This window comes from Yersinia thracica (genome assembly GCF_902170565.1).
In the GTDB taxonomy this organism is placed as follows: Bacteria; Pseudomonadota; Gammaproteobacteria; order Enterobacterales; family Enterobacteriaceae; genus Yersinia; species Yersinia thracica.
On the sequence record NZ_CABHXX010000069.1, the window covers coordinates 47,210 to 73,529 of the forward strand.

Here is a 26,320-nt window from a genome sequence, read left to right on the forward strand (position 1 = left end):
CATTATCGGGCTAATGAGCTTTTATCTTCGGAGTTGTTGGCGATTCTCACAATTACGTTATTTCACACTTAAATTCAGAGAATTATTAATTGTGGCGTAGATCTCATAAATACCCGATTAATTATAGAAACTTTCTGATATTCATTATATGGATAACATCTCTGACTGGGATTATGCATTTTGCAGGAAAGAAAACATGATCGTTATCATAAAATTAACATTAAACCAAAAAACATAATTGGCGGACGAAAATCTGTAATTGCCGATGTGCAAATAAGCGACAACAATCCCTATTGCAGTTGATGTTTACCGTTTCTCTTACCCTGCTTGCACAATAAGAAAGGTACCGAAAGATGAAATTTAAGAACATTTTACTCTCCGCATGTGCCGCTCTGGTAATGTTTAGCCAGCCCGGATTCAGTAAAGAAATTAAAATCGGTATGGCGATAGACGATCTTCGTCTTGAACGCTGGCAGAAAGACCGCGATATTTTTGTTAACAAAGCTGAGTCTCTCGGCGCTAAAGTATTTGTTCAATCGGCAAATGGCAATGAAGAAACCCAAATGTCACAGATTGAAAATATGATTAACCGTGGTGTCGATGTGCTGGTTATTATTCCTTATAACGGACAAGTATTAAGTAATGTGATCGCCGAAGCAAAACGCGAAGGTATAAAAGTATTGGCTTATGACCGTATGATAAATAATGCTGATATTGATTTTTATATCTCCTTTGATAATGAGAAAGTGGGTGAGTTACAAGCCAAAAGTTTGGTTGAGCGAGTACCTCAGGGTAATTATTTCCTGATGGGTGGCTCGCCGGTTGACAACAATGCCAAACTGTTCCGCCAGGGGCAGATGACAGTGCTTAATCCATTGATAAAAGAAGGGAAAATAAAAATCGTTGGTGATCAGTGGGTTGATGCCTGGTTACCGGAAAATGCCCTAAAAATCATGGAGAATGCGCTAACAGCTAACAATAACAAAATTGATGCTGTCGTGGCGTCTAATGATGCCACCGCCGGTGGGGCTATTCAGGCGTTAGCGGCACAAGGGCTGGCGGGTAAAGTGGCTATTTCTGGGCAGGATGCTGATTTGGCAGCAATAAAACGTATTATTGCGGGCACCCAAACCATGACCGTATATAAACCTATCAGTAAATTAGCCAATGATGCCGCAGAAATTGCCGTGTCTTTGGGTAAAGGCGAAGCGCCGAAAGCAAATAGTCAATTAAATAATGGAATAAAAGATGTTCCAGCTTATTTACTGACACCGATTCAAGTGGATAAAAACAATATCGACAGCACAATTATTGCTGATGGTTTCCACAAGAAGGCTGATATTTATTAATTGCTTTTTAGATGTTTAATATATCCGAAGTTATTGAGGTTGTCGCTAACCATGCTGCAACTTCAAGAACAAAAGATATATGGAGGGAATTATGCCCTACCTGCTAGAAATGAAAAATATTACTAAGCAATTTGGTGTCGTTAAGGCGGTAGATAATATCAGCCTGACACTGGAAGCCGGGCAAGTATTATCATTGTGTGGTGAGAATGGCTCTGGAAAATCCACACTAATGAAAGTGTTATGTGGTATTTACCCCACAGGTTCCTATCAGGGGGAAATAATTTTTTCAGGTGAAACGCTTCAAGCTAAAAATATTCGTGAAACGGAACAAAAAGGCATTGCGATAATTCATCAGGAATTAGCGTTAGTAAAGCAAATGTCGGTGCTGGAAAATATGTTCCTGGGTTCTGAGTGGGGGCGTTTTGGCATTATGGATTACGACGCCATGTACTTGCGCTGTCAACGGATGCTGGCACAAGTAAAACTGGTGGTAGACCCGAATACTCCAGTGGGGGAATTGGGGCTTGGGCAGCAACAATTAGTCGAAATTGCAAAAGCGCTGAATAAACAAGTCCGGTTGTTGGTATTGGATGAGCCGACAGCTTCTTTGACAGAAAGTGAAACCGCTATTTTGCTGGATATTATCCGTGATCTACGGAATCACGGCATTGCCTGTATTTATATCTCACACAAATTAAACGAAGTAAAAGCGATATCCGATCATATCTGTGTGATCCGCGATGGCCGCCATATCGGCACTTGCCCTGCGGCGACCATGAGCGAAGATGACATCATCGCCATGATGGTGGGCCGCGAACTTAAAGAACTCTATCCACACGAAGCCCACCACATTGGTGAGGAAATTCTGCGGGTGGAAAATATCTGCGCCTGGCACCCGGTAAACCGCCATATCCGCCGGGTGGATGAGGTCTCTTTCTCTCTGAAACGCGGGGAGATATTGGGCATTGCCGGGCTGGTTGGCTCTGGCCGAACAGAAACTGTGCAATGCTTGTTTGGTGTTTACCCTGGCCGCTGGCAGGGAGAGATATTTATTGATGGTAAAGCGGTGACCATCAGCAATTGCCAGCAAGCCATGAAGCTCGGCATTGCCATGGTGCCGGAAGATCGCAAGAAAGACGGCATCATACCGGTTATGGGCGTGGGGGCTAATATCACACTGGCTGCGCTAGATGATTTCACCGGCTCTTTTAGCATGCTGGATGATGCCAAAGAACAATCGACAATTGTGCAATCTCTGGCCCGGTTAAAGGTGAAAACCTCCTCTTCAGAGCTGGCGATTGCCCGACTCAGTGGGGGCAATCAGCAAAAAGCCATTCTGGCTAAATGCTTGTTGCTGAACCCACGAATTTTGATTCTCGATGAACCGACGCGTGGTATAGACATCGGCGCAAAATATGAAATTTATAAACTTATCAACCAATTGGTCCAGCAGGGAATTGCGGTCATTGTGATTTCCTCTGAATTACCGGAGGTCTTGGGATTAAGCGATCGGGTGTTGGTCATGCATCAAGGACGCATCAAAGCCGATCTCATTAACCATAATCTGACGCAAGAAAAGGTCATGGAAGCCGCACTCAGGAGTGAAACCCATGTCGCAAGCTAATCAAACTGAAGTGAATACACCCGAAAATGGCGATAAAAAGCCATTATTTCGACTAAAATCGGTCAATTTGCAAGTTTTTGTCATGCTGGCGGCTATCGCCATTATTATGCTGTTTTTCACTTTCACCACTGAAGGGGCCTATCTCAGCGCCAGGAATATCTCGAATTTACTTCGCCAAACGGCAATCACCGGCATTTTGGCGGTGGGGATGGTTTTTGTCATTATTTCGGCAGAAATTGATTTGTCGGTCGGCTCGATGATGGGGTTATTGGGCGGCGCGGCGGCCATTTTCGATGTGTGGCTCGGTTGGCCGCTACCTCTAACTATTGTTGTCACCCTCGGATTAGGGCTGGTACTCGGCGCATGGAATGGTTGGTGGGTGGCATACCGCAAAGTGCCATCATTTATTGTGACTTTGGCGGGGATGCTGGCTTTTCGCGGCATTTTAATCGGGGTAACCAACGGCACCACGGTGTCGCCGACCAGTAATGCTATGTCGCAAATTGGTCAAAGTTATCTGCCCAATGGCTTCGGATTTGGTATTGGTGCTATTGGTCTAATGTTGTTCGTGGTGTGGCAATGGCGTCGGCGCAGCCATCGTATCCGGCTGGGCTTACTGGTTGCGGCTCCACAAGGGGATGTTACCCGTCAAACTATTACCGCCGTTATCGTTCTTGGCGCTATATATTTACTGAATGATTATCGGGGTGTCCCTACGCCGGTATTGATTCTCACAGCGCTGATGCTGGCAGGTATTTTTATGGCCACCCGCACCGCTTTTGGCCGCCGGATCTATGCCATTGGCGGCAATATCGATGCCGCCCGTTTGTCGGGGATTAATGTAGAGCGCACCAAACTGGCAGTATTTGCTATCAATGGATTGATGGTGGCGATAGCGGGTTTGATTCTTAGTTCACGGCTGGGGGCCGGTTCGCCGTCTGCCGGTAATATTGCCGAACTGGATGCGATTGCCGCTTGTGTCATTGGTGGCACCAGCCTAGCTGGCGGGATTGGCAGTGTGGCCGGTGCGGTCATGGGCGCATTTATCATGGCTTCTCTCGATAATGGGATGAGCATGCTGGATGTGCCGACTTTCTGGCAGTACATTGTCAAAGGCGCAATTTTGCTGCTGGCGGTGTGGATGGATTCCGCCACCAAACGCCGAGTCTGATCCCATCGTCGCAAAGAGATCAATGCCATACTGCATTGATCTCTTTGTCTGTTATATCCCTTTCCCACCTATTTCAGGAGCCACTTCCATGTTTGAGAAACGCTACCGGATAACTTTGCTATTTAACGCTAATAAAGTGTACGACCGGCAAGTGGTGGAAGGTGTTGGCGAATATTTGCAGGCATCACAATGTGATTGGGATATTTTTATCGAAGAGGATTTTCGCTGCCGTATTGATAATATTCGGGACTGGTTGGGGGACGGTGTTATTGCTGATTTTGATGATCGGCAAATAGAGCAATTGCTGGAAAATGTCGATGTACCCATTATTGGCGTCGGAGGGTCTTATCATCAGCCAGAAGATTACCCACCAGTGGATTACATCGCGACCGATAATGCCGCCTTGGTTGAGGCGGCTTTTATGCATTTGAAAGAAAAGGGTTTAAACCGTTTTGCATTTTACGGTTTACCCGCCAGCAGCGATAAACGCTGGGCGCAGGAGCGGGAATATGCTTTCCGGCAATTAGTGGCGGCCGAGCAATATCAAGGGGTGGTTTATCAGGGAATGGCCACTGCGCCGGCTAATTGGCAATATACCCAAAACCGGTTGGCAGACTGGGTACAAACGCTGCCACATCAGACCGGAATTATTGCGGTAACAGATGCTCGGGCGCGGCATTTATTACAAGTATGTGAGCATTTGGATATTGCGGTGCCGGAGAAGTTGAGTGTGATTGGCATTGATAATGAAGAGTTAACTCGCTATTTATCGCGGGTGGCGCTTTCATCGGTAGTGCAAGGGACGCGGCAAATGGGCTATCGGGCGGCTAAGTTACTGCATCAGCGCCTCAATCAACGCCAGAAACAACAAGAAACTCCGCCATTACAGCGCATTTTGGTGCCACCGGTGAAAGTAATGGCGCGGCGGTCGACGGATTTCCGCTCATTGCGCGATCCCGCCGTGATTCAGGCGATGCATTATATCCGCCATCATGCTTGTAAAGGGATTAAGGTTGAACAGGTGCTGGATGCCGTTGGGATGTCGCGATCGAATCTGGAAAAGCGCTTTAAAGACGATATTGGGCAGACTATTCATGGCGTTATCCATGAAGAAAAACTCGATCGAGCGCGCAATTTGTTGTCTGCAACTTCATTACCCATCAATGAAATCTCACAAATGTGTGGTTATCCGTCGCTGCAATATTTCTATTCGGTATTCAAAAAAGGTTATTCAATCACCCCGAAAGAGCATCGTGATAAATATGGCGAAGTCAGTTATTAGCTATTTTTGAGCCGCGAATGATGCTTCTATCATCCACTTTGCGAAGTAGATCTATTCACCGAGTCTATTGAATGAATGGCGTCATATAATAAACACGCTATAATCACCGACTTACTACCCATCTTCCAGATGGAAGATCATCGTCCCCGGTGGGGCGGCTGGACTTCAAATCCAGATGGGGCCGCCAGCGGTCCCTGGCAGGTTCGACTCCTGTGATCTTCCGCCAAAGCTCGCCTCCCGCTTTCTCTTGCCACCAATAAATCACCTTATAATCAAATGATTATAAAGAAATCGGTCTGTCTGAATCTACCGCAGTCTACTGGTTTCTACCTTATACAAGGGGTATAAAAATACTGCCATTTTAGAGATGCCCCCAAATAAACCTCAATGCCCGTCGCGCAACTGTTGCCTTATTTCTGCGGAATTTAGCGGGCTGAACTGATGAAAAAACGTTTTTCTTCACATTCTCACCTCGTTAGTGTTGCTCATTATATCTCTAACAAAGTGTCCGAAATGATTAAACTATTACAGTTTTATACCGGTCTAGATCAATAAATAATCATAAAATCTCAATAGTACTGATAATAAAGACATGTGCTTAAAAACAGTATTGACATCTGATATAGAACACGTAGATTGGAATTTAACACCGGTGCAATGAGTAACGAACTTTTTATTTAACCGGTGTCCATGTAGCAAATTTTAAATAATGCGATAAAGGTCACGAAATATTTTTTTATGTGAGATTCGTTATGAGTTTTCTTATAATCGACTCATGCGATGATGCTTTAAGGCCACGCAGTAAATCTGTACAATCGCATTTTGTGGACGATACGCGATGATGTAAGGCTTTGTTGTTAATAGTAATGTTCGCGATTTGTGTACATCAGTATGAGATCGGGGATATCGCGACGAAAGTAAAGCCACGTAACAAAGAGTATATATCGCGAGGGTGATGTACTGATTTAGCCAGTCTTATCAAAAGCATGGCTAAATGTAATAAACTGGGAATGTTACCATTCAGTTAATATATTGGAGGGAAGAGTTAGTTTTAAACGAAAATATTCCTGAAAAATATGTACATCTTTATAAATAGTACCAAGATATGTATTACGTTATTAAGTTGATTAATGTTTAATTTTAAATGTGTAGTTCCTTAAAAGCCCTGACTAACTCGTGTAGTCGGGGCTTTTATCATTTTGGGGCCACGGGTATACCAAATCAAAACAGGAGAGTGGATGGAGGTCAGGTTAGCATCACCGAGTGAAGTTGAGCAATTATGGTGGGTTAGGAACCAGGCCATCAGACATGGGTGTCGCAATGTGTACGATGAAAAAACACTAACCGCATGGACACCGGATCAGATGCCCGAGGGATATCCCAAGGCTGTGGCGAGTAATCCATTTTTTGTTATTAATGATCCAATCAGCCAACTAGCTGTTGCCACAGGGTTTTTAGACCTTTCATCCGGTAGCGTCGAAGCCATTTTCACATTACCAGAATTTGAAGGTCGTGGGATGGCATCTCGGATTTTGGATGCTATCAAGCAGGAAGCCAGAGATCGGGGATTCACAAAGTTAACCCTTGCCTCGACACCTAATGCATCGGCATTTTATGAAAAGAATGGTTTTACTCTGCTCGGCGAGAGTTTCTACCCATCACAGTTGGCACAAACCAACCTTAGATGCATGGATATGTTCTGCTATTTATAATCTATAAATGAGCTTTATTCTGATAAAAAAATGGCTATACATTAGTGAAGCCACCGGACAAAAATGCATCTTATCGGTGGCATTAACATGCTAAAAATAATAACTTTTCTTTCTAGTACAATGAACTTTCAGCCATGACTTTAGTTTGGTTGATGTTTTGCGCATGCAGTTTTGTCCAAAATAACCCGTACAGCCCAATAGCAACAAAGCACCCTAATGGCATGACAAAGCCCAGTTCATCGATAGCTTTCATCGCGCGCTAATCAACTAATATGAATATTAGGCCGGGGAGGCGTGATGGAAATATGATTAAGCAATGGCGACATATCGCGCATTTTGCGTGTCATAATGTAAAATTAGTGTGAAACATATGTGACTCCGTGCGCAAAAACAGACCAATTTTATGCTGGTTTCATCGCCAAAACCACGTCGAAAATTCTCCCGCTTTGTCTTGGTAACCAATGAAAAATCTCATAACTTATTAATTTTAAACATTATTAATGTAATTATTTTTTAGGTTTGTGGTGAGTTATTACAGTTTTTCTGGCGCTTGATTGTACTTGTCTATACGAGTATATGTTAATAAATACTCAAACTAAGTAATGTCGTTGATACCTGAAAAACTGGTTGAAGGAAATTGCCGTGACTGCCCAAAATAGATTCCGTGATACTGAGATTCGAGCTTCGCGTGGTACAAAACTGACTGCTAAAAGTTGGATGACCGAAGCCCCGCTGCGTATGTTGATGAATAATCTCGACCCTGAAGTAGCTGAAAATCCAAAAGAATTAGTGGTTTACGGTGGTATTGGTCGCGCAGCTCGCAACTGGGAATGCTATGACAAAATTGTGGAAAGCCTCACTCAGTTGAATGATGACGAAACTCTACTGATTCAGTCTGGCAAGCCAGTGGGTGTTTTTAAGACCCACAGCAATGCACCTAGGGTATTGATTGCCAACTCTAATTTAGTTCCGCATTGGGCTAATTGGGAACACTTTAACGAGCTGGACGCCAAAGGGTTGGCCATGTACGGTCAAATGACGGCGGGCAGTTGGATATATATTGGTAGCCAAGGCATTGTGCAGGGTACCTATGAAACTTTTGTCGAGGCAGGTCGGCAGCATTTTGGCGGTAGCTTGAAAGGGCGCTGGGTATTAACAGCGGGCTTGGGCGGCATGGGGGGGGCACAACCGCTGGCGGCAACTCTGGCGGGAGCTTGCTCTTTGAATATTGAATGCCAGCAAAGCCGTATCGATTTCCGTCTCAAAACCCGTTATGTCGATGAACAAGCGACCGATTTGGATGATGCGCTGGCACGGATTAAAAAATACACGTCCGCCGGCTCCGCTGTTTCTATCGCCTTATGCGGTAATGCCGCCGAAATTTTACCTGAGCTGGTACGCCGTGGGGTTCGCCCTGACATGGTGACCGACCAAACCAGTGCACATGACCCACTGAATGGTTATTTGCCGACCGGCTGGAGTTGGGAAGAGTATCGTCGACGAGCCCAAAGCGAGCCAGCGTTGGTGGTGAATGCCGCCAAAACTTCAATGGCCGAACATGTCAAAGCGATGTTGGCTTTCCACAATATGGGCATCCCGACCTTTGATTATGGCAATAATATTCGCCAGATGGCGCAAGATATGGGTGTTACCCATGCATTTGATTTCCCTGGTTTTGTTCCTGCCTATATTCGCCCCTTATTCTGCCGTGGTATTGGCCCATTCCGCTGGGTGGCGCTTTCTGGTGATGCCGACGATATTTATAAAACGGATGCGAAGGTCAAGGAACTTATCCCAGATGATGAACATCTGCACCACTGGCTAGATATGGCCCGTGAGCGCATCAGCTTCCAAGGATTACCCGCCCGTATCTGTTGGGTTGGCTTGGGCCAGCGCGCTAAATTAGGCTTGGCTTTTAATGAGATGGTACGAAGTGGTGAGCTGTCAGCGCCGATTGTCATTGGCCGCGACCATCTGGATTCCGGCTCAGTTGCCAGCCCTAACCGTGAAACCGAAGCTATGCAGGATGGTTCTGATGCTGTCTCAGACTGGCCGTTACTCAATGCATTGCTAAATACCGCCAGTGGTGCGACTTGGGTATCACTGCACCATGGTGGTGGTGTGGGAATGGGCTTCTCGCAACATTCAGGCATGGTGGTGGTATGTGATGGCAGCGATGATGCGGCCGAACGTATTGCACGAGTATTACATAATGACCCGGCAACTGGTGTGATGCGTCATGCTGATGCGGGTTATGATATCGCGATTAATTGTGCGCAAGAACAAGGCCTTAATCTACCAATGATTGCCGCAACTCAAGGGAATAAAGCATGAAAACAACAATGACACTGCGCCCTGGCCAGATGACTCTGGCTGATTTGCGACATGTTTATCAGCATCCCGTACAGATAACTTTGGATGAAAGTGCTTACGCGCCCATTCAGCAAAGTGTGGATTGCGTGCAAGCCATATTGGCAGAGAAGCGCACAGCTTATGGTATCAATACCGGATTTGGCCTGTTGGCATCCACTCGTATTGCTACGGAAGATTTGGAAAATCTACAGCGCTCGATTGTCCTTTCCCATGCTGCGGGTGTTGGTGAGCCCAATGACGACGCTATTGTACGCTTGATTATGGTATTGAAAATCAATAGCTTGGCGCGTGGCTTCTCAGGTATCAGACTTAAAGTCATTCAGGCGTTGATAACATTAGTTAATGCACAAGTTTATCCGCATATTCCACTAAAAGGCTCAGTGGGTGCTTCTGGTGATTTAGCTCCGCTGGCACACATGAGTTTACTGCTGCTTGGTGAAGGTAAAGCTCGCTATCAGGGCGAATGGCTGGATGCAGGTGCGGCACTGACTAAAGCCGGTTTGCAGCCGCTGACATTGGCGGCCAAAGAAGGGCTGGCACTCCTCAATGGTACTCAGGTCTCCACCGCGTATGCTTTGCGCGGTTTATTTGAAGCTGAAGATCTTTATGCAGCGGCCTCCGTCTTTGGCAGCTTGACGGTGGAAGCAGCATTAGGTTCTCGTAGTCCATTTGATGCCCGTATCCATGCCGTTAGAGGCCAACGAGGGCAAATTGATGCGGCCAGCACTTACCGTCATTTGCTTGGCGAGCGCAGTGAAGTCTCTGAATCTCATCGTAATTGTGACAAAGTTCAAGACCCATACTCCCTGCGTTGTCAGCCACAGGTTATGGGGGCTTGTTTGACCCAAATGCGGCAGGCAGCTGAAGTTTTGGCGATTGAATCGAATGCGGTGTCAGATAACCCATTGGTATTTGCTGAGCAGGGCGATGTGTTGTCTGGCGGGAATTTCCATGCTGAACCGGTTGCTATGGCGGCAGATAATCTGGCGCTGGCGCTGGCGGAAATGGGCTCATTATCAGAGCGCCGTATTTCGTTATTAATGGATAAACACATGTCGCAGCTACCACCATTCCTGGTGGAAAATGGCGGCGTAAACTCTGGTTTTATGATTGCGCAAGTTACGGCAGCGGCGCTAACCAGCGAAAATAAAGGGCTGGCATTCCCCTCCAGTGTCGACAGCATCCCAACCTCGGCGAATCAAGAAGACCATGTTTCTATGGCCCCGCGTGCTGGTAAGCGTTTGTGGGAAATGGCGGAAAATGTGCGCGGCATTCTGGCTGTTGAGTGGTTGGCAGCATGTCAGGGGCTGGATCTGCGAAAAGGCCTAAAAACATCAGAGACTTTGGAACCTGCGCGCCTGCTACTGCGTAAACATGTGGCCTACTACGAAAAAGATAGATTTTTTGCTCCCGATATTGAAGCTGCAAGCCAGCTCATTGCTCAGCTTCATATGAATGAACTGATGCCTCCGCATCTACTTCCTAGCCTTTAATAAATCATTAGTTTTAATAAATAATAATTACTAAAAAAAAACAGTGATGTATAGGTGATTCCGGTTACCGGAATCGCCCTCTCTGAACCCCTGCCTGAAAGGGCACAAACCTTGCGAGAATGTACCATGAAGAATGATTCATCCACGCTCAAACGCGGGCTTAGTGCTCGGCATATCCGGTTCATGGCGTTAGGTTCCGCCATTGGTACGGGCTTATTTTATGGTTCCGCTGAGGCCATCCGTCTGGCTGGCCCCGCAGTATTACTTGCTTATTTGGTTGGTGGCGCTGCTGTATTTATGGTGATGCGCGCACTGGGTGAAATGGCGGTACATGATCCCGTTGCCGGCTCCTTCGGTCACTACGCCAGCCGCTATCTTGGCCCACTGGCAGGTTTTCTGACCGGTTGGACGTATACCTTTGAGATGATCATTGTGGCGCTGGCCGATGTCACAGCGTTCGGTATTTATATGGGATTGTGGTTCCCGGATGCGCCACAGTGGGTTTGGGTGCTGAGTATTATTTTCTTTATTGGTGCGCTAAATCTGTGTTCAGTCAAAGTTTTTGGTGAAATGGAGTTTTGGCTATCGCTGCTAAAAGTGACCGCGATTATTGTCATGATTGCAGCAGGGCTGGGCATTATGATGTTTGGTTTTGGTGTCGGTCATGAGAGCACTGGGGTCAGTAATTTATGGTCTCATCAAGGATTTATGCCAAACGGCATTACGGGGGTGATTGCTTCATTTGCTGTAGTGATGTTTGCTTTTGGTGGTATCGAGATTATTGGGGTGACGGCCAGTGAGGCGAAGGACCCGGAAAAAGTATTACCACGCGCTATCAATACTGTCCCCGTGCGTATTTTACTGTTCTATGTTTTGACCTTATTTGTTTTGATGGCGATTTATCCGTGGAACAGCATTGGACAAAACGGCAGTCCCTTTGTTGAAATTTTCAGTAGCTTAGGGATTAGTTCTGCCGCAAATATTCTGAATCTGGTGGTTATTACCGCGGCTATTTCAGCGATCAATAGTGATATTTATGGTGCTGGCCGCATGATGTATGGTCTGGCGCAGGAAGGGTTAGCGCCTAAGTGCTTTAGCCGTTTAACCCGCAATGGCGTGCCATGGATGACTATTTTAGTGATGGCGATAGCGTTGTTATGCGGGGTAGTTTTGAATTATTTGATCCCGAAAAATGTGTTCTTGATTATTGCCTCGATTGCGACCTTTGCGACGGTCTGGGTGTGGCTAATGATACTTATCTCACAAGTGGCGATGCGCCGCTCAATGAGCAAAGAAAATGTTGCCCGCTTGGCCTTCCCTGTGCCTTTCTGGCCGGTAGCACCGATTCTCACTATCATCTTTATGGCTTTCATTATTGCGGTTCTGGGATATTTTCCTGATACCCGGATTGCCATGTATGTTGGTCTGGTTTGGGTAACATTAATGACACTTGCCTGGTGGGTTTGGTTGCGTAAAGCACCTGTTCATATTATTGCAGAGCAAGTGGAAAATAGCGAAGCGTAGCCGTGATAGCCTCGAGTCAGGCTACTGATAATATTATCTTTATCTGTAGCCTGAGTTATTTTCAGATATGAGGTTGCGGTGGTAGTTTTGTGCTCCGAGGAAAATCGGTGTGCCAAAAAAACGGGCAAAGGCTTCTGCTTTCAGCGCAAACCAACCATTACCGAAAGGATTAGACAAATACTCATGAGGGCGGCTCCGGCACGAAAGGACTGCAATAAAGTTAAACGAGGCCATTTAATACTATAGTGAAATGAGATGGATAACGGGGAATTAAGCTGTTTAAGGTTGTTTCTTTGACAGTAATAACTGGATGTTAATTTTATTAATATCGCGCTATATACCAAGTTAATACTTTGCGTTTAAAGTAACAGCATGACAGATGGTGATAAAGTGACCTTAATAATGAAAATGATATATCTACGGAGTAATTACCCATGCCAGCTCTAGCCATTAAGCGGTGGATTAAACGGATTGTACTGGTCTTGGTGGTCATGTCAGTGACCATACTGGCGATAAGAATTTATGATACACAACGTGGCCCGAAGCTTGAGCTTTGGCATACGTTTGTCCCCCATGACATGCGCGCAGCTGAAATTGATAAAGCCAATTGGACCGATTACATTACAGCTGAAAACAAGATTTTCGATGAAGTTCGGACCAATGTTACTGAGAAACTGGAGCCAAGAACCCAGGTTCCATTAAACCGCTATTATTCGGGTAGCTCGATTTATCCACCTCATTTTAAAAATGACTGGAACCGTTCTTATATCCTGCAACCCGATGGTAAACCTAAAGGTGCGGTCGTATTGCTGCATGGCCTGACTGATACCCCCTACAGTTTGCGCCATATTGCTGAAAATTATCGTCAACGTGGATATGTAGCCGTTGGTATTCGTTTACCTGCGCATGGCACCGTCCCTGGCGCCTTGACCGATGTTGAATGGCAGGACTGGTTAGCGGCTACACGCCTGGCTGTTCGTGAGGCTAAAGCGCTAAGCGGCCCTGATTTGCCGCTGCATGTTGTTGGTTTCTCAAACGGGGGGGCACTGGCAATGAAATATACGCTGGACTCCCTGGAGGACCCAAAACTGGCAAAACCTGAACGGGTTATCTTGATATCCCCAATGATTGGTGTAACCAGTTTCGCACGTTTTGCCGGTGTTGCGGGTTGGCCAGCTATCTTCCCCGCTTTTGCCAAAGCGGCCTGGCTGGGGATAGTGCCCGAGTTCAACCCATTCAAATACAACTCATTCCCGGTTAATGCTGCTCGTCAGTCTTATTTGCTAACTTCTGTGTTACAACAGCAAATCGCGCGTGATGCCAGAAACAATAAAATGGATGAGCTGCCGCCAATTTTGACCTTCCAGTCATTAATGGATTCAACGGTCAGTACCCGCGCTGTTGTTACGGCTCTCTACAACCACTTGCCGAAGAATGGCAGTGAAGTGGTGCTGTTTGACTTGAACCGTGCGGCCAGTTTCGGCCCGTTACTGAGAACATCTTCTTATACGGCTTTGGCCCGTTTATTGCCGCCGCCACCGCGTAATTACAGCGTAACTGTGATTAGTAATGTTTCGCCGCAGAGCAATGAAACCGTGGCGTTAACCACCCTGGCGGGTCAAACCAATGAGACTTCAACGCCAACGGGGTTGATTTATCCACCGGATATCTTCTCGTTATCTCATGTGGCATTACCATTCCCAATGAGTGACTCACTTTATGGGCGCTACCCTGAGCCGCGTGATCAATACGGTATCAGTCTGGGGACGTTCGCCGCACGCGGTGAGCGGGCCGTCTTGGTGGTTGGATTGGATTCACTGATGCGTATCTCATCGAATCCATTCTATCCATATATGTTGCAGCGGATAGACGACAAGATAGAGGCTCCAGCCAAATGATCATTTTTATAAATGACGGTTTTTCTAAATAATAGTGCCTCTAAAGCCCCCAGTTCAAGTTTGGGGGCTTTTTCATAATGAGTGCCATACTTTCAAATCGTACATGCTCTTCATGTTTATTGACCCTGAAAGGAAAGCATTATGTCTATCGAAAAAGTGGTATATCGTGCCAAAGCCAAAGCAACGGGTGGTCGTGATGGCCGGGCAACATCCTCGGATGGCGTATTGGATGTGAAATTGGGTGTCCCTAAAGAGATGGGCGGCGCAGGAGGGGCCGTGACGAATCCTGAGCAGTTGTTTGCTGCGGGATATTCTGCCTGTTTCCTTGGGGCACTGAAATTTGTGGCATCAAAAGAAAAGGTAAAAATACCCGATGATGCCAGTATCGAAGGGACGGTCGGTATTGGCGCTATTCCGACGGGATTCGGCATTGAGGTTCAACTGGATATTAGCTTGCCGGGTGTTGAGCGCAGCGTAGCAGAAGATTTGGTGAAAAAGGCCCATGTTGTCTGCCCATACTCCAATGCAACCCGTGGCAATATTGACGTCACATTGAATATCAAATAAATCATTGCCCTCACGCGCCAGCCCATGAGAGTTATCTTGTGGGCATATACTCCTTTTCCCCGCATTAACCGATAAATAAGCAGATATCTCCTGCCTGGACTATGCGTTAGCTTGAAGACTAAACCACTAAAAAGGGTTAAGGTAATTCTTGTAACTGAGATCAATAGCGTGCTTATTAGTTTTGCACTGAACCTGAGGAGGGGTTTACTGTCTGATTGATTCACACCGCAAATAGTGTCTTTGGAGACCTTGCGTTATATGGACAGAGTTAAATCTTTATCCCAGCAAAGCATTTCTTTGTTGTTGGCAGTTTATATTGGTGTTTTCCTGAATATCTCTGTCTTTTATCGTCGTTTTGACACCTTTAGCCAAGGTATTCAAGGCATAAAAGTCGTGTCCGCTATCATCGAAGTGATGGCAATTATTCTGTTTACTTTCTTTGTCATGCGCGTCATTTCCCTCGGTGGCCGATGGTTTTATCGCGTAGCCGCAACCTTTTTGGTACTGATTTCTGTTGCCGCCAGCTATTACATGACTTTTTTCAATGTCGTGATTGGCTATGGCATCGTCATTTCCGTCTTGACCACGGATACCGACCTATCGAAAGAGGTCATCGGGTTGCATTTTGTCATCTGGATGATTGTGGTCAGCGCACTACCTTTGTTGCTTATCTGGAAAAATACCTTACGGTTCACCTTACTGGAGCAATTTCGAACTCCGGGCCAGCGCCTCAAACCCCTGGTATTGATGGTGGCGGTGGTGGCATTGGTTTGGTTACCGATTCGCTATCTGGACAAAGTACAGCACGCGGATGAACAACTGAAAACTGTGGACTTACCGAGTTATGGCGGGGTGATTGCTCACTCCTATCTTCCCTCTAACTGGTTGGCAGCATTGGGTTTATACGCTTATACACAATATGACGAAAAGTATGATGCGGCGACAATGTATGACCCCGCGAAACAGCATACCTATGTTGCCCCCGCAGGTATTGATGACACTTATGTTGTGTTTATCATTGGTGAAACCACCCGTTGGGACCATATGGGGCTGCTGGGATATTCACGAGATACCACTCCGCGGCTAAGTAAAGAAAAGAATTTAGTCGCTTTTCGTGGCACATCTTGTGATACCTCGACCAAACTGTCATTGCGCTGTATGTTTGTACGGGAAGGAGGGACGGAAGAAAACCCACAGCGCACACTGAAAGAGCAAAATGTGTTCGCCGTGATGAAGTCCTTGGGCTTCACTTCTGAATTGTTCGCGATGCAAAGCGAGATGTGGTTCTACAATAATGCGAACGTCGATAATTATTCGTTCCGAGAATTGATTGCCTCTGAGAAACGTAACGATGATAAACCCGTAGATGACATGCTGCTGGTTGATGAATTGAAAGAGTCACTCGGGCGCTATCCTGTCGGTAAGCATTTAGTGATACTACATACTAAAGGTTCTCATTATCTCTATTCCCAACGTTACCCCCGCAGCTATGCCCGCTATCAGCCTGAATGTATGGGAGTTGATGATTTTTGTAGTAAACAGCAATTGGTGAATGCTTTTGATAACAGCGTGCTGTACACCGATTCCTTTATTGCGAATGTGATCGACGAAATGCGCGATAAGAAAGCGCTGGTGTTCTATGCCGCAGACCATGGGGAATCTATCGACGATAATTCCCACTTCCACGGCACGCCACGGGAGATGGCGCCGCCAGAGCAATTCCGCGTGCCATTGATGGTTTGGGCATCAGATAAGTTTCTGGCGCACCCGGCAAATCTCACGGCTTTTGAGCAGTTGCAAGCCGAGCAGCGCATCGGCAAAAGTCACCGTCAGGTTGAATTGTTTGACTCTGTCCTCGGATGTTTAGGCTATACCTCACCCGATGGCGGAATTAATGCAGAAAATAACTGGTGTCAGACTCCGACACGGCATACTCAGCCGAATTAATACAGGATTATCTGATATAGGATGATTTTTGATACCAATCGCAGTGTTGCTCTAATGTTACGGTATACTTCAGCCTAATCCCCCCCGCTGGCTGGAGTCTTCCGTGACTTATCGTGTTGCCTTTATTGATGATCACGACATCGTGCGTTCAGGTTTTGCCCAATTACTTTCTTTGGAGGAAGATATCCAGGTTGTGGGTGAATTCAGCTCCGCGAAGCAGGCTAGGGCTGGATTACCGGGCTTACAGGCGAATATCTGTATTTGTGATATTTCCATGCCTGATGAGAGCGGATTGGATTTACTAAAAGACCTCCCCTCAGGAATGGGGGTTATTATGCTGTCGATGCATGACAGCCCGGCGTTAGTTGAAATGGCCCTAGAGCGCGGCGCGCGGGGGTTCCTATCCAAACGTTGTAAGCCGGAAGACTTGGTTAATGCCGTCCGCACGGTGGGCAGTGGCGGAGTGTATCTGATGCCGGAAATTGCCCAAAAATTAGCCCGTGTAGCGGTTGATCCCTTAACTCGTCGTGAGCGAGAAGTTGCTGTGCTGTTGGCGCAAGGTATGGAAGTGCGTGATATTGCCGAGGCACTCGCACTGTCACCGAAAACAGTTCATGTCCATCGCGCTAACTTATTTGCCAAACTCGGTGTCAGTAATAACGTTGAGTTAGCCAAGCAGGTATTGAATCTATGATGCAGCGTTTGATTATGCTGCTGGCATTATTATTTATTTATATCACTGCAGCTTTCTGTTTATGGTCCGTTGGCACTCAACTGGTTGATAGGCCGTTACAGGCACTGCTGTTATTCCCTTTTGGCCTGCGTATGGGCATTTTATTACAAAGTCCACGGCAATATTGGCCGGGGATTCTGCTGGGGGACGCTTTACTTTGGTGGATGCTAACGGATCAATTTGGTTACCCCGAGTTATTGTGGTTCGCTCTTCCCCTCCTGCTGGCGACCACCTTGTTGGCCGTTTTCGCCTCCCCTTGGTTATTGCGCCATCAGAAAAATGACAGTGAATGGAAATGGCCCTTGATGCAGGGCGCTGTCATTATTGGTGCGGCGCTGATACAGGCGTTGGGGTGGCAAATTGCCAGTCAACAGGGAGCGATGGCACTATTATTGGGGTTGGTTGGCGGCTTTACTATTGCACCGATTTGCCTGCTATTGTGGCATTATCTGGCGCGCCAGATCTGGGCCCCACTGGAACCGGGGCTAATACATAAGCCAATTAACCTGCGTTTGAATCATATAATGTGGTATTTGCTGCTGTTTGCCCTGAGTATTTGGCTACAGCATCATATTACTGAGTCGGATTTGTATTTATTTGCACCTTTCTGTCTGGCGATCCCCATTGTATTTATGTCCTACCGTTATGGCTGGCAAGGGGCGGTGGTGGCCACTCTGCTCAATGGCATGGTGTTATTGATTATTACTCCGGCAGAGTTAGATTCACACCGTGATTTGTTATTATCACTATTAGCGCAAAGTTTAACGGGTTTATTACTCGGGGCTGGTATCCAGCGGCAGCGGGAGCTGAATGAACAATTACAAATACGGCTGAATGAAAACCGAGAACTGGCCAAAGCGTTGGTGGTGGCTGAAGAACATGCCCGGCGCGATGTCGCGCGCGAGTTGCACGATGAGGTCGGGCAGACGGTGACAGTTATTCGTACCCAAGCCAGTATTATCAAGCGGCTAACTACACAACCCCAGATTTCAACCAGTGCCGAAATGATAGAAACACTGGCTTTGCGTGTTTATGACGGCGTCCATGATATTTTGGCGAAGTTATGGCCCGCAGCATTAAATAACCTACCTTTATCAGCCGCTGTTGCGGCATTGATGCGAGAACTTATTCCACAGGACCAATCGGTAGTCGGAGTGCTTAATTGGCAGCTCGATGATTCTCCGGTAGATGAAACCCTGAAAATTACGCTATACCGTATCTGTCAGGAGGGGGTTACCAATGCCTATCGCCACGGGGGTGCCAGTCGGATTGAGATTAATGCTAAGCAGGATAAGCAGAAGATATACCTGACCATCCGCGATAATGGTAAAGGCATGGATTTGGCAACATTAACGCCAGGTTACGGGTTACGCGGCATGCAAACACGTGTCAGTGCATTGGGGGGAAGCTTTAGCCTCAGTGTGGATAACGGCACCTGCTTAAGTGTGATCCTGCCCACAAATTCTTTGCCAGCTAATGAAAACTAGGAAATATTCTCGTTTTCTACAGGTGTTTTTCTCATTGGTTTTGTACGCACGAGGAACATGATGACTCTACTTGATAAATTTTCTGAGGTTCACATGTGGTCTTTCCTCAAAAGTCGCGATAACGTGCCAGCGGTAACGGATCAAGCGCAAATTGACTCGTCTTATAAATACTGGCGTATTCAATTAATGTGGACGATGTATATCGGCTACGCTGCTTTTTATTTTACCCGTAAAAGCTTCAACTTTATTATGCCGGCCATGCTCAGCGACTTGGGGCTGACAATGTCAGATGTCGGGATTTTAGGCACGCTGTTTTATATCACTTACGGTTGTTCCAAGTTTATTTCTGGGATGATCAGCGACCGCTCTAATCCACGTTACTTTATGGGGATCGGGCTGGTCATGACTGGGATTATTAATATCCTGTTCGGGATGAGTTCTTCATTACTGGTGTTTGGCACCTTGTGGATAGTTAATGCATTCTTCCAAGGGTGGGGCTGGCCGCCATGTTCTAAAATATTAACCAGTTGGTATTCCCGCTCAGAACGCGGCAGCTGGTGGGCGATGTGGAATACATCACATAACTTTGGTGGTGCATTAATTCCCTTGCTGGTTGGTTTTATTTCTCTGCACTTTAGCTGGCGCTACGGCATGATTATCCCCGGTATTATCGGAGTGGTAGTGGGTTTACTGATGTGTTGGCGACTACGTGATAAACCCAGCACCATGGGGCTGCCAAGTGTGGGTAAATGGCGGAATGATGCCATGGAGCTGGTGCAAGAATCTGAAGGGCAGGGGCTTTCAAACAAAGAAATCGTCAAGCGCTACGTGTTAACCAATAAATATATTTGGTTGCTGGCGGTTTCTTATGTACTGGTTTATATCGTCCGCACCGCGATCAATGACTGGGGAAATCTCTATTTGACGCAAGAGAAAGGTTATTCATTAATGACAGCCAACTCGGCAATTTCATTATTTGAAGTGGGCGGGTTTATCGGTTCGCTGGTCGCGGGTTGGGGATCGGATAAGTGGTTTCGGGGTAATCGTGGGCCGATGAACCTGATATTCGCCATTGGTATTTTCCTTTCTGTCGCCTCATTGTGGATTATGCCTGGTGTCAGCTATGTCTTGCAGGCCGGGTGCTTCTTTGCCATTGGCTTCTTTATTTTTGGCCCACAGATGCTTATTGGTATGGCTGCCGCTGAATGTTCACATAAAGATGCTGCGGGGGCGGCTACCGGTTTTGTTGGGTTATTTGCCTACTTAGGTGCTGCCTTATCAGGCTACCCTATTGCTCGCATTATGGAGATTTGGCACTGGAATGGTTTCTTTGTGGTTATTTCTATTGCTGCCTGTTTATCCGCTTTCTTCTTGCTGCCATTCTTACGGGCGCAATCACCGCAATTGAAACAAGCTGAAGCTTGATTTTTGCCCGAATGATGCTTTTAACAACAGTCACCCGCGAGTTGTTAAAAAGTGATTGACGGCCCAGGCGCGTAGCAGTAAGATGCGCCCCGATTCGGCGAGTAGCGCAGCTTGGTAGCGCAACTGGTTTGGGACCAGTGGGTCGGAGGTTCGAATCCTCTCTCGCCGACCAAATTTAAGAACCCTGATAGCAATATCAGGGTTTTTTTTCGTCTCTATCTTTTTGTCTCTCGGCGATATCTCAATTAGTCTCATTGTATTCCATTTAAAATTATCTTTATATTATCAATAATCTTATTTTATCTCATATGCATTACTAATTTCTGACAGTATATATTTTTTATTCTTCTAATTTATTATATGTATTTCATCATATTGACTTTGTTTTATTTAAAACCGCTAATTGATGTTGGTTTCATCGGTGATGCGACCAATATGATAACCATAATGTAACTAATATAATAACCATATTAACTATTCTATAAGAGGAATAATATGATTTTCGTAAATGAGAATAACAGAAGAAAATTATCTGCGTTGCCACTTTCTATCATGCTGTCGTTATGTGGCATGTCCGTATCTCATGCAGCCAATATCATTGCTGATGAGGCCGCACCTGCTGGACAGCAAGCAGATATAAAAATAGAGCCAAATTCGTCATTGCAAGTCCCCTGTCGCTCTATCATGGGCTGTGGTGAAACCACCACGATAAATATCCAGACACCAGACACAAATGGATTGTCACATAATAAATATACTAAATTTGATGTCCCTCATTTTCAGGATGTTGTTGTCTTGAATAATAACTTAATCAAAGAGATTAACGGTAATCCGAATCTGGAAAATACAACAGCGAAGATTATTTTGAATGAAGTAAGATCCTCGCATGCAAGCCAATTAGCAGGAAGTATAAGACTCTCAGGTCAAGATGCCCATGTTATCATTGCTAACCCATTGGGTATTGATTGCAATGGGTGTTCATTTTCCGATATGTCTCATCTGACTCTAACAACAGGAGAAGCATATTTCAGTAATAACAAGAAGCTACAAGGTTTTAATGTCGTTGGTGGGGGCATTAATATTAATAACGGAATGTTAAATAGACAAGGATTAATTCATAAAGGGAAAGATAAAGATCCCGCCTATCTTGATTTATTCTCTAACTCATTAAAAATAAAAGGTAAAGTACAGGCGGATGATCTCTTTGTTATTGCGGGTAAAAATAACGTAAGAGTGGCATCCCCAGGTGAAAAAATGGGAATATCACCGTTAGTAGCATATTTGAGCACCCCTGATTATTTAGATAGTGTTGATGTCCGTCAGATGGGGGGGATGTATGCTAATAAAATACGCATAATCGCCGAAGGTAATATAAACAATAGCAAAAAAATAGAATCAACTGGTGCACTCCAGATGGTTGCTGGAGGGAATATCAACAATTCTCTGGGTGGGGCGATTACCGGCGGGGAAATACTGCTATACAGTGGTGGTCTTGTCCATAATTTAGAGGGAGAAATAAAATCAAGTAGCACAAATAAGAGGTCATCGGTTTATATAAAGGCTGCGGAATTAAATAATAATTATGGCAAGATACAGACGGATGGTGGAAGTATAAATATAGTTCTTGATAGTCCGATAAAAAACAACAATGGTGATATAGCTGTTGTCGGTAAAACAAAAACAAAACGGCTAGTGATTTAATATTACTTTTTTGTGCTAAATATAGTTTAAATAAACCCGTGTATATTTTTAAAAAGTTAGCCACGTATTGTGGCTAACTTTTCTGATGATATGACTAGGTCATTGTTTAATTTAAAGAGAGGGTGTTGCATGAAGTTTAAAAGAATAACTAGAAATTTCTTAAAAGATTATAATATTTCACAAGTCATGACGGCCTTATTTCCTTTTTTGGCTTTTATGTCTGTTTTACCTCTCGTGGCTTATGCGGATATTAATCCAACTCAAACAGCGATATTAGAAAAACAACAAAGAGATTTAAAAAATAGTCTTACACCTCCACTGAAACATGCACCGATGGATAGTAAACCTATTACACCAGAAGAAGCTGAATCTTCAGATGATTCGTCATGCTTGGTTATTAATCGAGTAGAGCTGATTAATATGGATGCCTTTCCTAATGCTGGGCGTTTAATGCGCTGGGCAAAGCAGGCCCAAGGTCATTGTTTGGATGATAAAGGATTATCAACTCTGCAGAAGACACTCCAATGGCAACTGGTTACTGATGGCTATATCACTTCACATGTGACTTTCACCGAAGACAGTTATATGGGAGGTACTTTATTCCTAACCTTAATTCCTGGCAGTCTGAGTGGTATTAATCACCATGAAGACAGCCATGACTACGCACGGTTAAATACAGTTTTCCCCGGTAGGCTGGGTGACATCGTTAATTTACAGAACCTCGAGCAGGGGTTAGAGAATTTACAGCGTCTGCCCTCAGTGAATGCGACCATGGATGTGGTGTTAAATCGTGAGGATTTAACCAGCCAAATTGTGGTGAAACGCCAGCAATCGCGCTTTTGGCGAATTAATACTTTTCTCGATAATGCAGGGCACTATGCCGTCGGCCGTTATCGTGTGGGTACAACACTCTTTCTAGAGAACCCATTATCTTTAAGTGATTTAGCTTATTTCTCTGCGGGTCGAGATCTGGATAATCATCATGATAAAGGCAACAGTAATTTTGCCCTACATTACTCGGTCCCTTTTGGTCATTGGCTATTGAGTATGACGGGCAGCCAAGGAGGCTATTATCAATCTTTGTTGATAGACAATAGTGCGTTTAAATATCACTCACGTTGGCGATCGCTGGATATGCAAATTCAACGGTTGCTAACGCGAGGTTACAATTATAAAACGGTGGGCCACACAGGAGTATTAATACGAAAGTCTAATCGCTTTTTTGCCAATTCAGAAGTGGAGATTCAGCGGTCGGATACTGTTGATTGGCAACTCGGATTACAACATCTCTACTATGCCCGCTGGGCGACCATGAGAGGCGAGGTTAATTATCAGCAAGGCACCCAATGGTTTGGTGCACGGCCGTCACCAGGCAATGAGTCATTTTCAGCGAGCAAGCTGATTAATCTCACGGCTTCACTGGATATTCCTTTTATATTGGGGGAGCAGCTTTTTCATTACCAACCGACATTTAGCCATCAATATACTCGCTCAAATCTCGCGATACAGGATGATTTTTCCATTGGTGGGAGAAGTTCAGTACGCGGATTCGCCACCGGTATGGCACTTATTGGGTCGCAAGGATGGTTTTTAAAAAATGATATTGCCTGGGTAAATCAGCGACTTGCCAGCCAACTGTATGTGGGGGTGGATTATGGCGAAGTGAGTAAAAAAGGGGGGCAATTTTTATTAGGGAACCGCTTAGTCGGGGGAGTGTTGGGCATTCGGGGTAGTTATCATCAGTTTGGATATGACTTTAATATCGGTTTACCACTCGATAAGCCGAGGGAATTGAATACTGACCCTGCGGTATTTGGTTTCGTGGTGAACTGGCAATATTAACCTTTATATATAATGGATAAACATAATTAATATATAGATATTGTATTTTTAAGGTTGTAGTTATGTATTAATTGTTTGAGTATTAAAATCGCTTTATTTTTTATAAAATAGGTGGATGAAATGATTAATACATATCTATATTCTGATTTTAATATTAAGAATGGTATGATAATATTACATTGTTTTTTATATTTCACAATTCCATTGTCATATGCTGAGATTGTTGTTGATAAGAATGCTCCTTTACATCAACAGCCTGGTGTATCTTCAATCTATATAAAATGGAGTGAAACACATTGCAAGGCATTAAATGCACATTGCCGTGGAGCTAATTACACTGCGATAAATATCCAAACCCCCAATGAGCAAGGTGTATCTCACAATAAATATGTGAAATTTGATGTAATAAATGGTGGTGGATACGATAAAGTATCGCTTAATAACTATCTCGCTTCGAGTGCGACAGGAAATCCAAATTTAATAACAAAACCGGCAAAGGTTATTTTGAATGAAGTGACTTCAGGAAATAAAAGTCTATTGAATGGTGAGCTTATTGTTGCCGGTGAAAAAGCACATGTCATCATCGCTAACCCTGCGGGGATAAGTTGTGATGGTTGTTATTTTAGCAATATTGATCATGTGACATTAACCACTGGGTTACCCATGTTCAGCGGAGGAGGACCGCTTGGTTACCAAGTGAGTCGTGGTGTCATTGATATTGATGCCCGTGGCCTGAAACATGACGAGAGTAATGATACTTATTTAGACTTTTTCGCTAACTCATTAAAAATAGGAGGAGAAATAAGGTCAGGTGATATTCTCGCTATTATAGGTAGAAATACAATAAATTATGCACCAATAGATGGAAAGGTAAATGTAAAATCATTAGTGGGTACTTCCTCTGGTAATAAAAATAATCTGGGCGTCGATGTTTCCCATTTGGGGGGGATGTATGCCAACAAGATTTTTGTCTTTTCTAGAAATAATGGTGTAAAAAATTCTGGAGTTCTTCATGCAGAGAAGAAATTGGTAATAGCTTCAAACCGGTTTATTAAAAACAATCATGGAAAGATATGTTCTGGAAACATAATATTACGGAGTTTAGCCTTAATTGATAATCAACAAGGGACGATAAAAAATATAAGGCTGGTTCCAGTTACTAGTGCTGAAGAGAAATTTGGTATTAATATCACGGGGAAAACTCTTAATAATAAAGAAGGATATATTCACTCAAATATTGGTGATGTGCTTATGACGGCTGATGGTAATTTTTATAATAGTGGTGGATTGATAAAAACTGTGGGTTCATATGGTCATGCTGATATTAAAATTAAAGCAAAATTAGTTAATAATTTTAATGGTGCGGTCATCACTTCAAATAATATATTAATCAATACTGATAGCTTAAAAAACAATCAAGGGCGGGTTGTCAGTGCTTTTGGTACTGTGACTCTGCGCTATAAAACGCTAGAGGATACAACGGGAGTATTACACGGGGGAATGGGGGTTAAAAAGACGATAAAGTAACAGATAAAATCTGTACTTTTATCTTTCTCAGCATGAGTGCACTGTCTTGGGGCCTCACTATAGTGCGTCATGACTGTGAGCTATGCTCTTTCTGGCTCGGCCGAATGATTAAGCGAGTTTTTCGCTTTTTTAACAGCACGCAAAATGTTTGAGATTCCGGTTGTGTGTGACAAGGTTCACGTCACTTATCGGCTGTCACCGCCGCATTTCTCTCTATTTTCTATCGTTATTACAAAAAAATATGAACAGATAATCCTCATTTAGCAACAAAGTTTTTTCGTTTGTCATTAGCTGTTACAACTGCTTTATTTTATTTAGCCAGTTTATACCGCTGGATTATTCCTAGTAGCATAAATTTTAATGCTGATAATGTTAATGGAAAGTTTTTTTTATGTTTGCATGCTGTTTCTCATTGTCTTAATAAATCCATTCAGACCGTATTGACGTTGCCACCAACTGTTGCCAAATTGGTACCCTCAGGGGTAGTAATCGAGAGCAATTTGGGGTTATTCCATACATTCTACATTGCCGTCGCGATAGCATTTATCCGACATCTCAATCCCGCATCCCTGCGGTAAATAGGCCAAAACGGTACAGTCCACTGACTAAAAAATTATAGGGCTTGGCCGTACACACAACACACATCACCATAATGGAGCACAAGC

At 44.7% G+C, this 26,320-nt stretch carries 18 protein-coding genes and 2 tRNA genes; 19 read left to right on the top strand and 1 reads right to left on the bottom strand.

The features are described from left to right. The first annotated feature begins 353 nt into the window (after window positions 1–353). The 6 genes from xylF (at window position 354) to FTA91_RS08355 (ending at window position 7,138) form a co-directional block, all read left to right on the top strand. Window positions 354–1,349 carry a D-xylose ABC transporter substrate-binding protein gene (gene xylF / locus FTA91_RS08335; protein ID WP_050112137.1) on the top strand — a complete coding sequence of 332 codons (996 nt, stop codon included), beginning with the start codon at window positions 354–356 and terminating at the stop codon, window positions 1,347–1,349. A gap of 91 nt (window positions 1,350–1,440) precedes the next feature. Continuing rightward, on the top strand, window positions 1,441–2,973 hold the full coding sequence (locus FTA91_RS08340) for a xylose ABC transporter ATP-binding protein (protein WP_050112136.1): 1,533 nt from the start codon (window positions 1,441–1,443) through the stop codon (window positions 2,971–2,973). Next, window positions 2,960–4,144, top strand: a complete 1,185-nt coding sequence (gene xylH, locus FTA91_RS08345) for a xylose ABC transporter permease XylH (protein WP_050112135.1) — start codon at window positions 2,960–2,962, stop codon at window positions 4,142–4,144. Before FTA91_RS08340 ends, xylH begins: the two co-directional genes overlap by 14 nt. An 88-nt stretch (window positions 4,145–4,232) precedes the next feature. Next, entirely contained in the window at window positions 4,233–5,426 is a 1,194-nt protein-coding gene (xylR, locus tag FTA91_RS08350) for a D-xylose utilization transcriptional activator XylR (protein ID WP_050112134.1), read from the top strand. A gap of 131 nt (window positions 5,427–5,557) precedes the next feature. Continuing rightward, window positions 5,558–5,652, top strand: a tRNA-Sec gene (locus FTA91_RS20055). A 1,012-nt stretch (window positions 5,653–6,664) separates the two neighbouring features. Continuing rightward, window positions 6,665–7,138 carry a GNAT family N-acetyltransferase gene (locus tag FTA91_RS08355; RefSeq protein WP_145534777.1) on the top strand — a complete coding sequence of 158 codons (474 nt, stop codon included), beginning with the start codon at window positions 6,665–6,667 and terminating at the stop codon, window positions 7,136–7,138. A gap of 112 nt (window positions 7,139–7,250) precedes the next feature. Here the strand turns inward: FTA91_RS08355 and FTA91_RS20060 are convergent, their stop codons facing one another. Continuing rightward, complete coding sequence (locus FTA91_RS20060; RefSeq protein WP_155407202.1) at window positions 7,251–7,391, bottom strand: hypothetical protein; 141 nt, start codon at window positions 7,389–7,391, stop codon at window positions 7,251–7,253. Between the two features lie 389 nt (window positions 7,392–7,780). Here FTA91_RS20060 and hutU point away from each other — a divergent pair, with 389 nt between their 5' ends. From hutU to FTA91_RS08430, 13 genes are all read left to right on the top strand, one after another. Beyond that, entirely contained in the window at window positions 7,781–9,472 is a 1,692-nt protein-coding gene (gene hutU, locus FTA91_RS08360) for a urocanate hydratase (RefSeq protein ID WP_050112132.1), read from the top strand. Further along, entirely contained in the window at window positions 9,469–11,004 is a 1,536-nt protein-coding gene (gene hutH / locus FTA91_RS08365) for a histidine ammonia-lyase (RefSeq protein WP_050112131.1), read from the top strand. The genes hutU and hutH overlap by 4 nt, the downstream gene beginning before the upstream one ends. Before the next feature lie 126 nt (window positions 11,005–11,130). Beyond that, entirely contained in the window at window positions 11,131–12,528 is a 1,398-nt protein-coding gene (locus FTA91_RS08370; protein ID WP_050112130.1) for an amino acid permease, read from the top strand. A gap of 434 nt (window positions 12,529–12,962) precedes the next feature. Continuing rightward, entirely contained in the window at window positions 12,963–14,426 is a 1,464-nt protein-coding gene (locus tag FTA91_RS08380; protein WP_050112129.1) for an alpha/beta hydrolase, read from the top strand. A 141-nt stretch (window positions 14,427–14,567) separates the two neighbouring features. Then, window positions 14,568–14,993 (top strand): organic hydroperoxide resistance protein, encoded by a 426-nt coding sequence (locus FTA91_RS08385; RefSeq protein ID WP_038637498.1) that lies wholly within the window; start codon window positions 14,568–14,570, stop codon window positions 14,991–14,993. 258 nt (window positions 14,994–15,251) lie between these two features. After that, complete coding sequence (gene eptB / locus FTA91_RS08390; RefSeq protein ID WP_145583175.1) at window positions 15,252–16,940, top strand: kdo(2)-lipid A phosphoethanolamine 7''-transferase; 1,689 nt, start codon at window positions 15,252–15,254, stop codon at window positions 16,938–16,940. 103 nt (window positions 16,941–17,043) lie between these two features. Then, the gene (gene uhpA / locus FTA91_RS08395; protein ID WP_038637496.1) at window positions 17,044–17,634 is read left to right on the top strand and encodes a transcriptional regulator UhpA; all 591 of its coding nucleotides are present in this window, start codon (window positions 17,044–17,046) and stop codon (window positions 17,632–17,634) included. After that, on the top strand, window positions 17,631–19,160 hold the full coding sequence (uhpB, locus tag FTA91_RS08400) for a signal transduction histidine-protein kinase/phosphatase UhpB (RefSeq protein WP_050112128.1): 1,530 nt from the start codon (window positions 17,631–17,633) through the stop codon (window positions 19,158–19,160). The genes uhpA and uhpB overlap by 4 nt, the downstream gene beginning before the upstream one ends. Before the next feature lie 93 nt (window positions 19,161–19,253). Next, window positions 19,254–20,585, top strand: a complete 1,332-nt coding sequence (gene uhpC / locus FTA91_RS08405; protein ID WP_050112464.1) for an MFS transporter — start codon at window positions 19,254–19,256, stop codon at window positions 20,583–20,585. A gap of 95 nt (window positions 20,586–20,680) precedes the next feature. Next, window positions 20,681–20,757: transfer RNA gene (locus FTA91_RS08410), tRNA-Pro, on the top strand. A gap of 323 nt (window positions 20,758–21,080) precedes the next feature. Further along, complete coding sequence (locus tag FTA91_RS20305) at window positions 21,081–22,286, top strand: two-partner secretion domain-containing protein (RefSeq protein ID WP_050112127.1); 1,206 nt, start codon at window positions 21,081–21,083, stop codon at window positions 22,284–22,286. A gap of 129 nt (window positions 22,287–22,415) precedes the next feature. Beyond that, window positions 22,416–24,128 carry a ShlB/FhaC/HecB family hemolysin secretion/activation protein gene (locus FTA91_RS08425; RefSeq protein WP_186377353.1) on the top strand — a complete coding sequence of 571 codons (1,713 nt, stop codon included), beginning with the start codon at window positions 22,416–22,418 and terminating at the stop codon, window positions 24,126–24,128. A gap of 120 nt (window positions 24,129–24,248) precedes the next feature. Further along, window positions 24,249–25,655, top strand: coding sequence for a two-partner secretion domain-containing protein (locus FTA91_RS08430; RefSeq protein ID WP_145583177.1), 1,407 nt, complete (start codon window positions 24,249–24,251; stop codon window positions 25,653–25,655). Window positions 25,656–26,320: the final 665 nt, after the last annotated feature.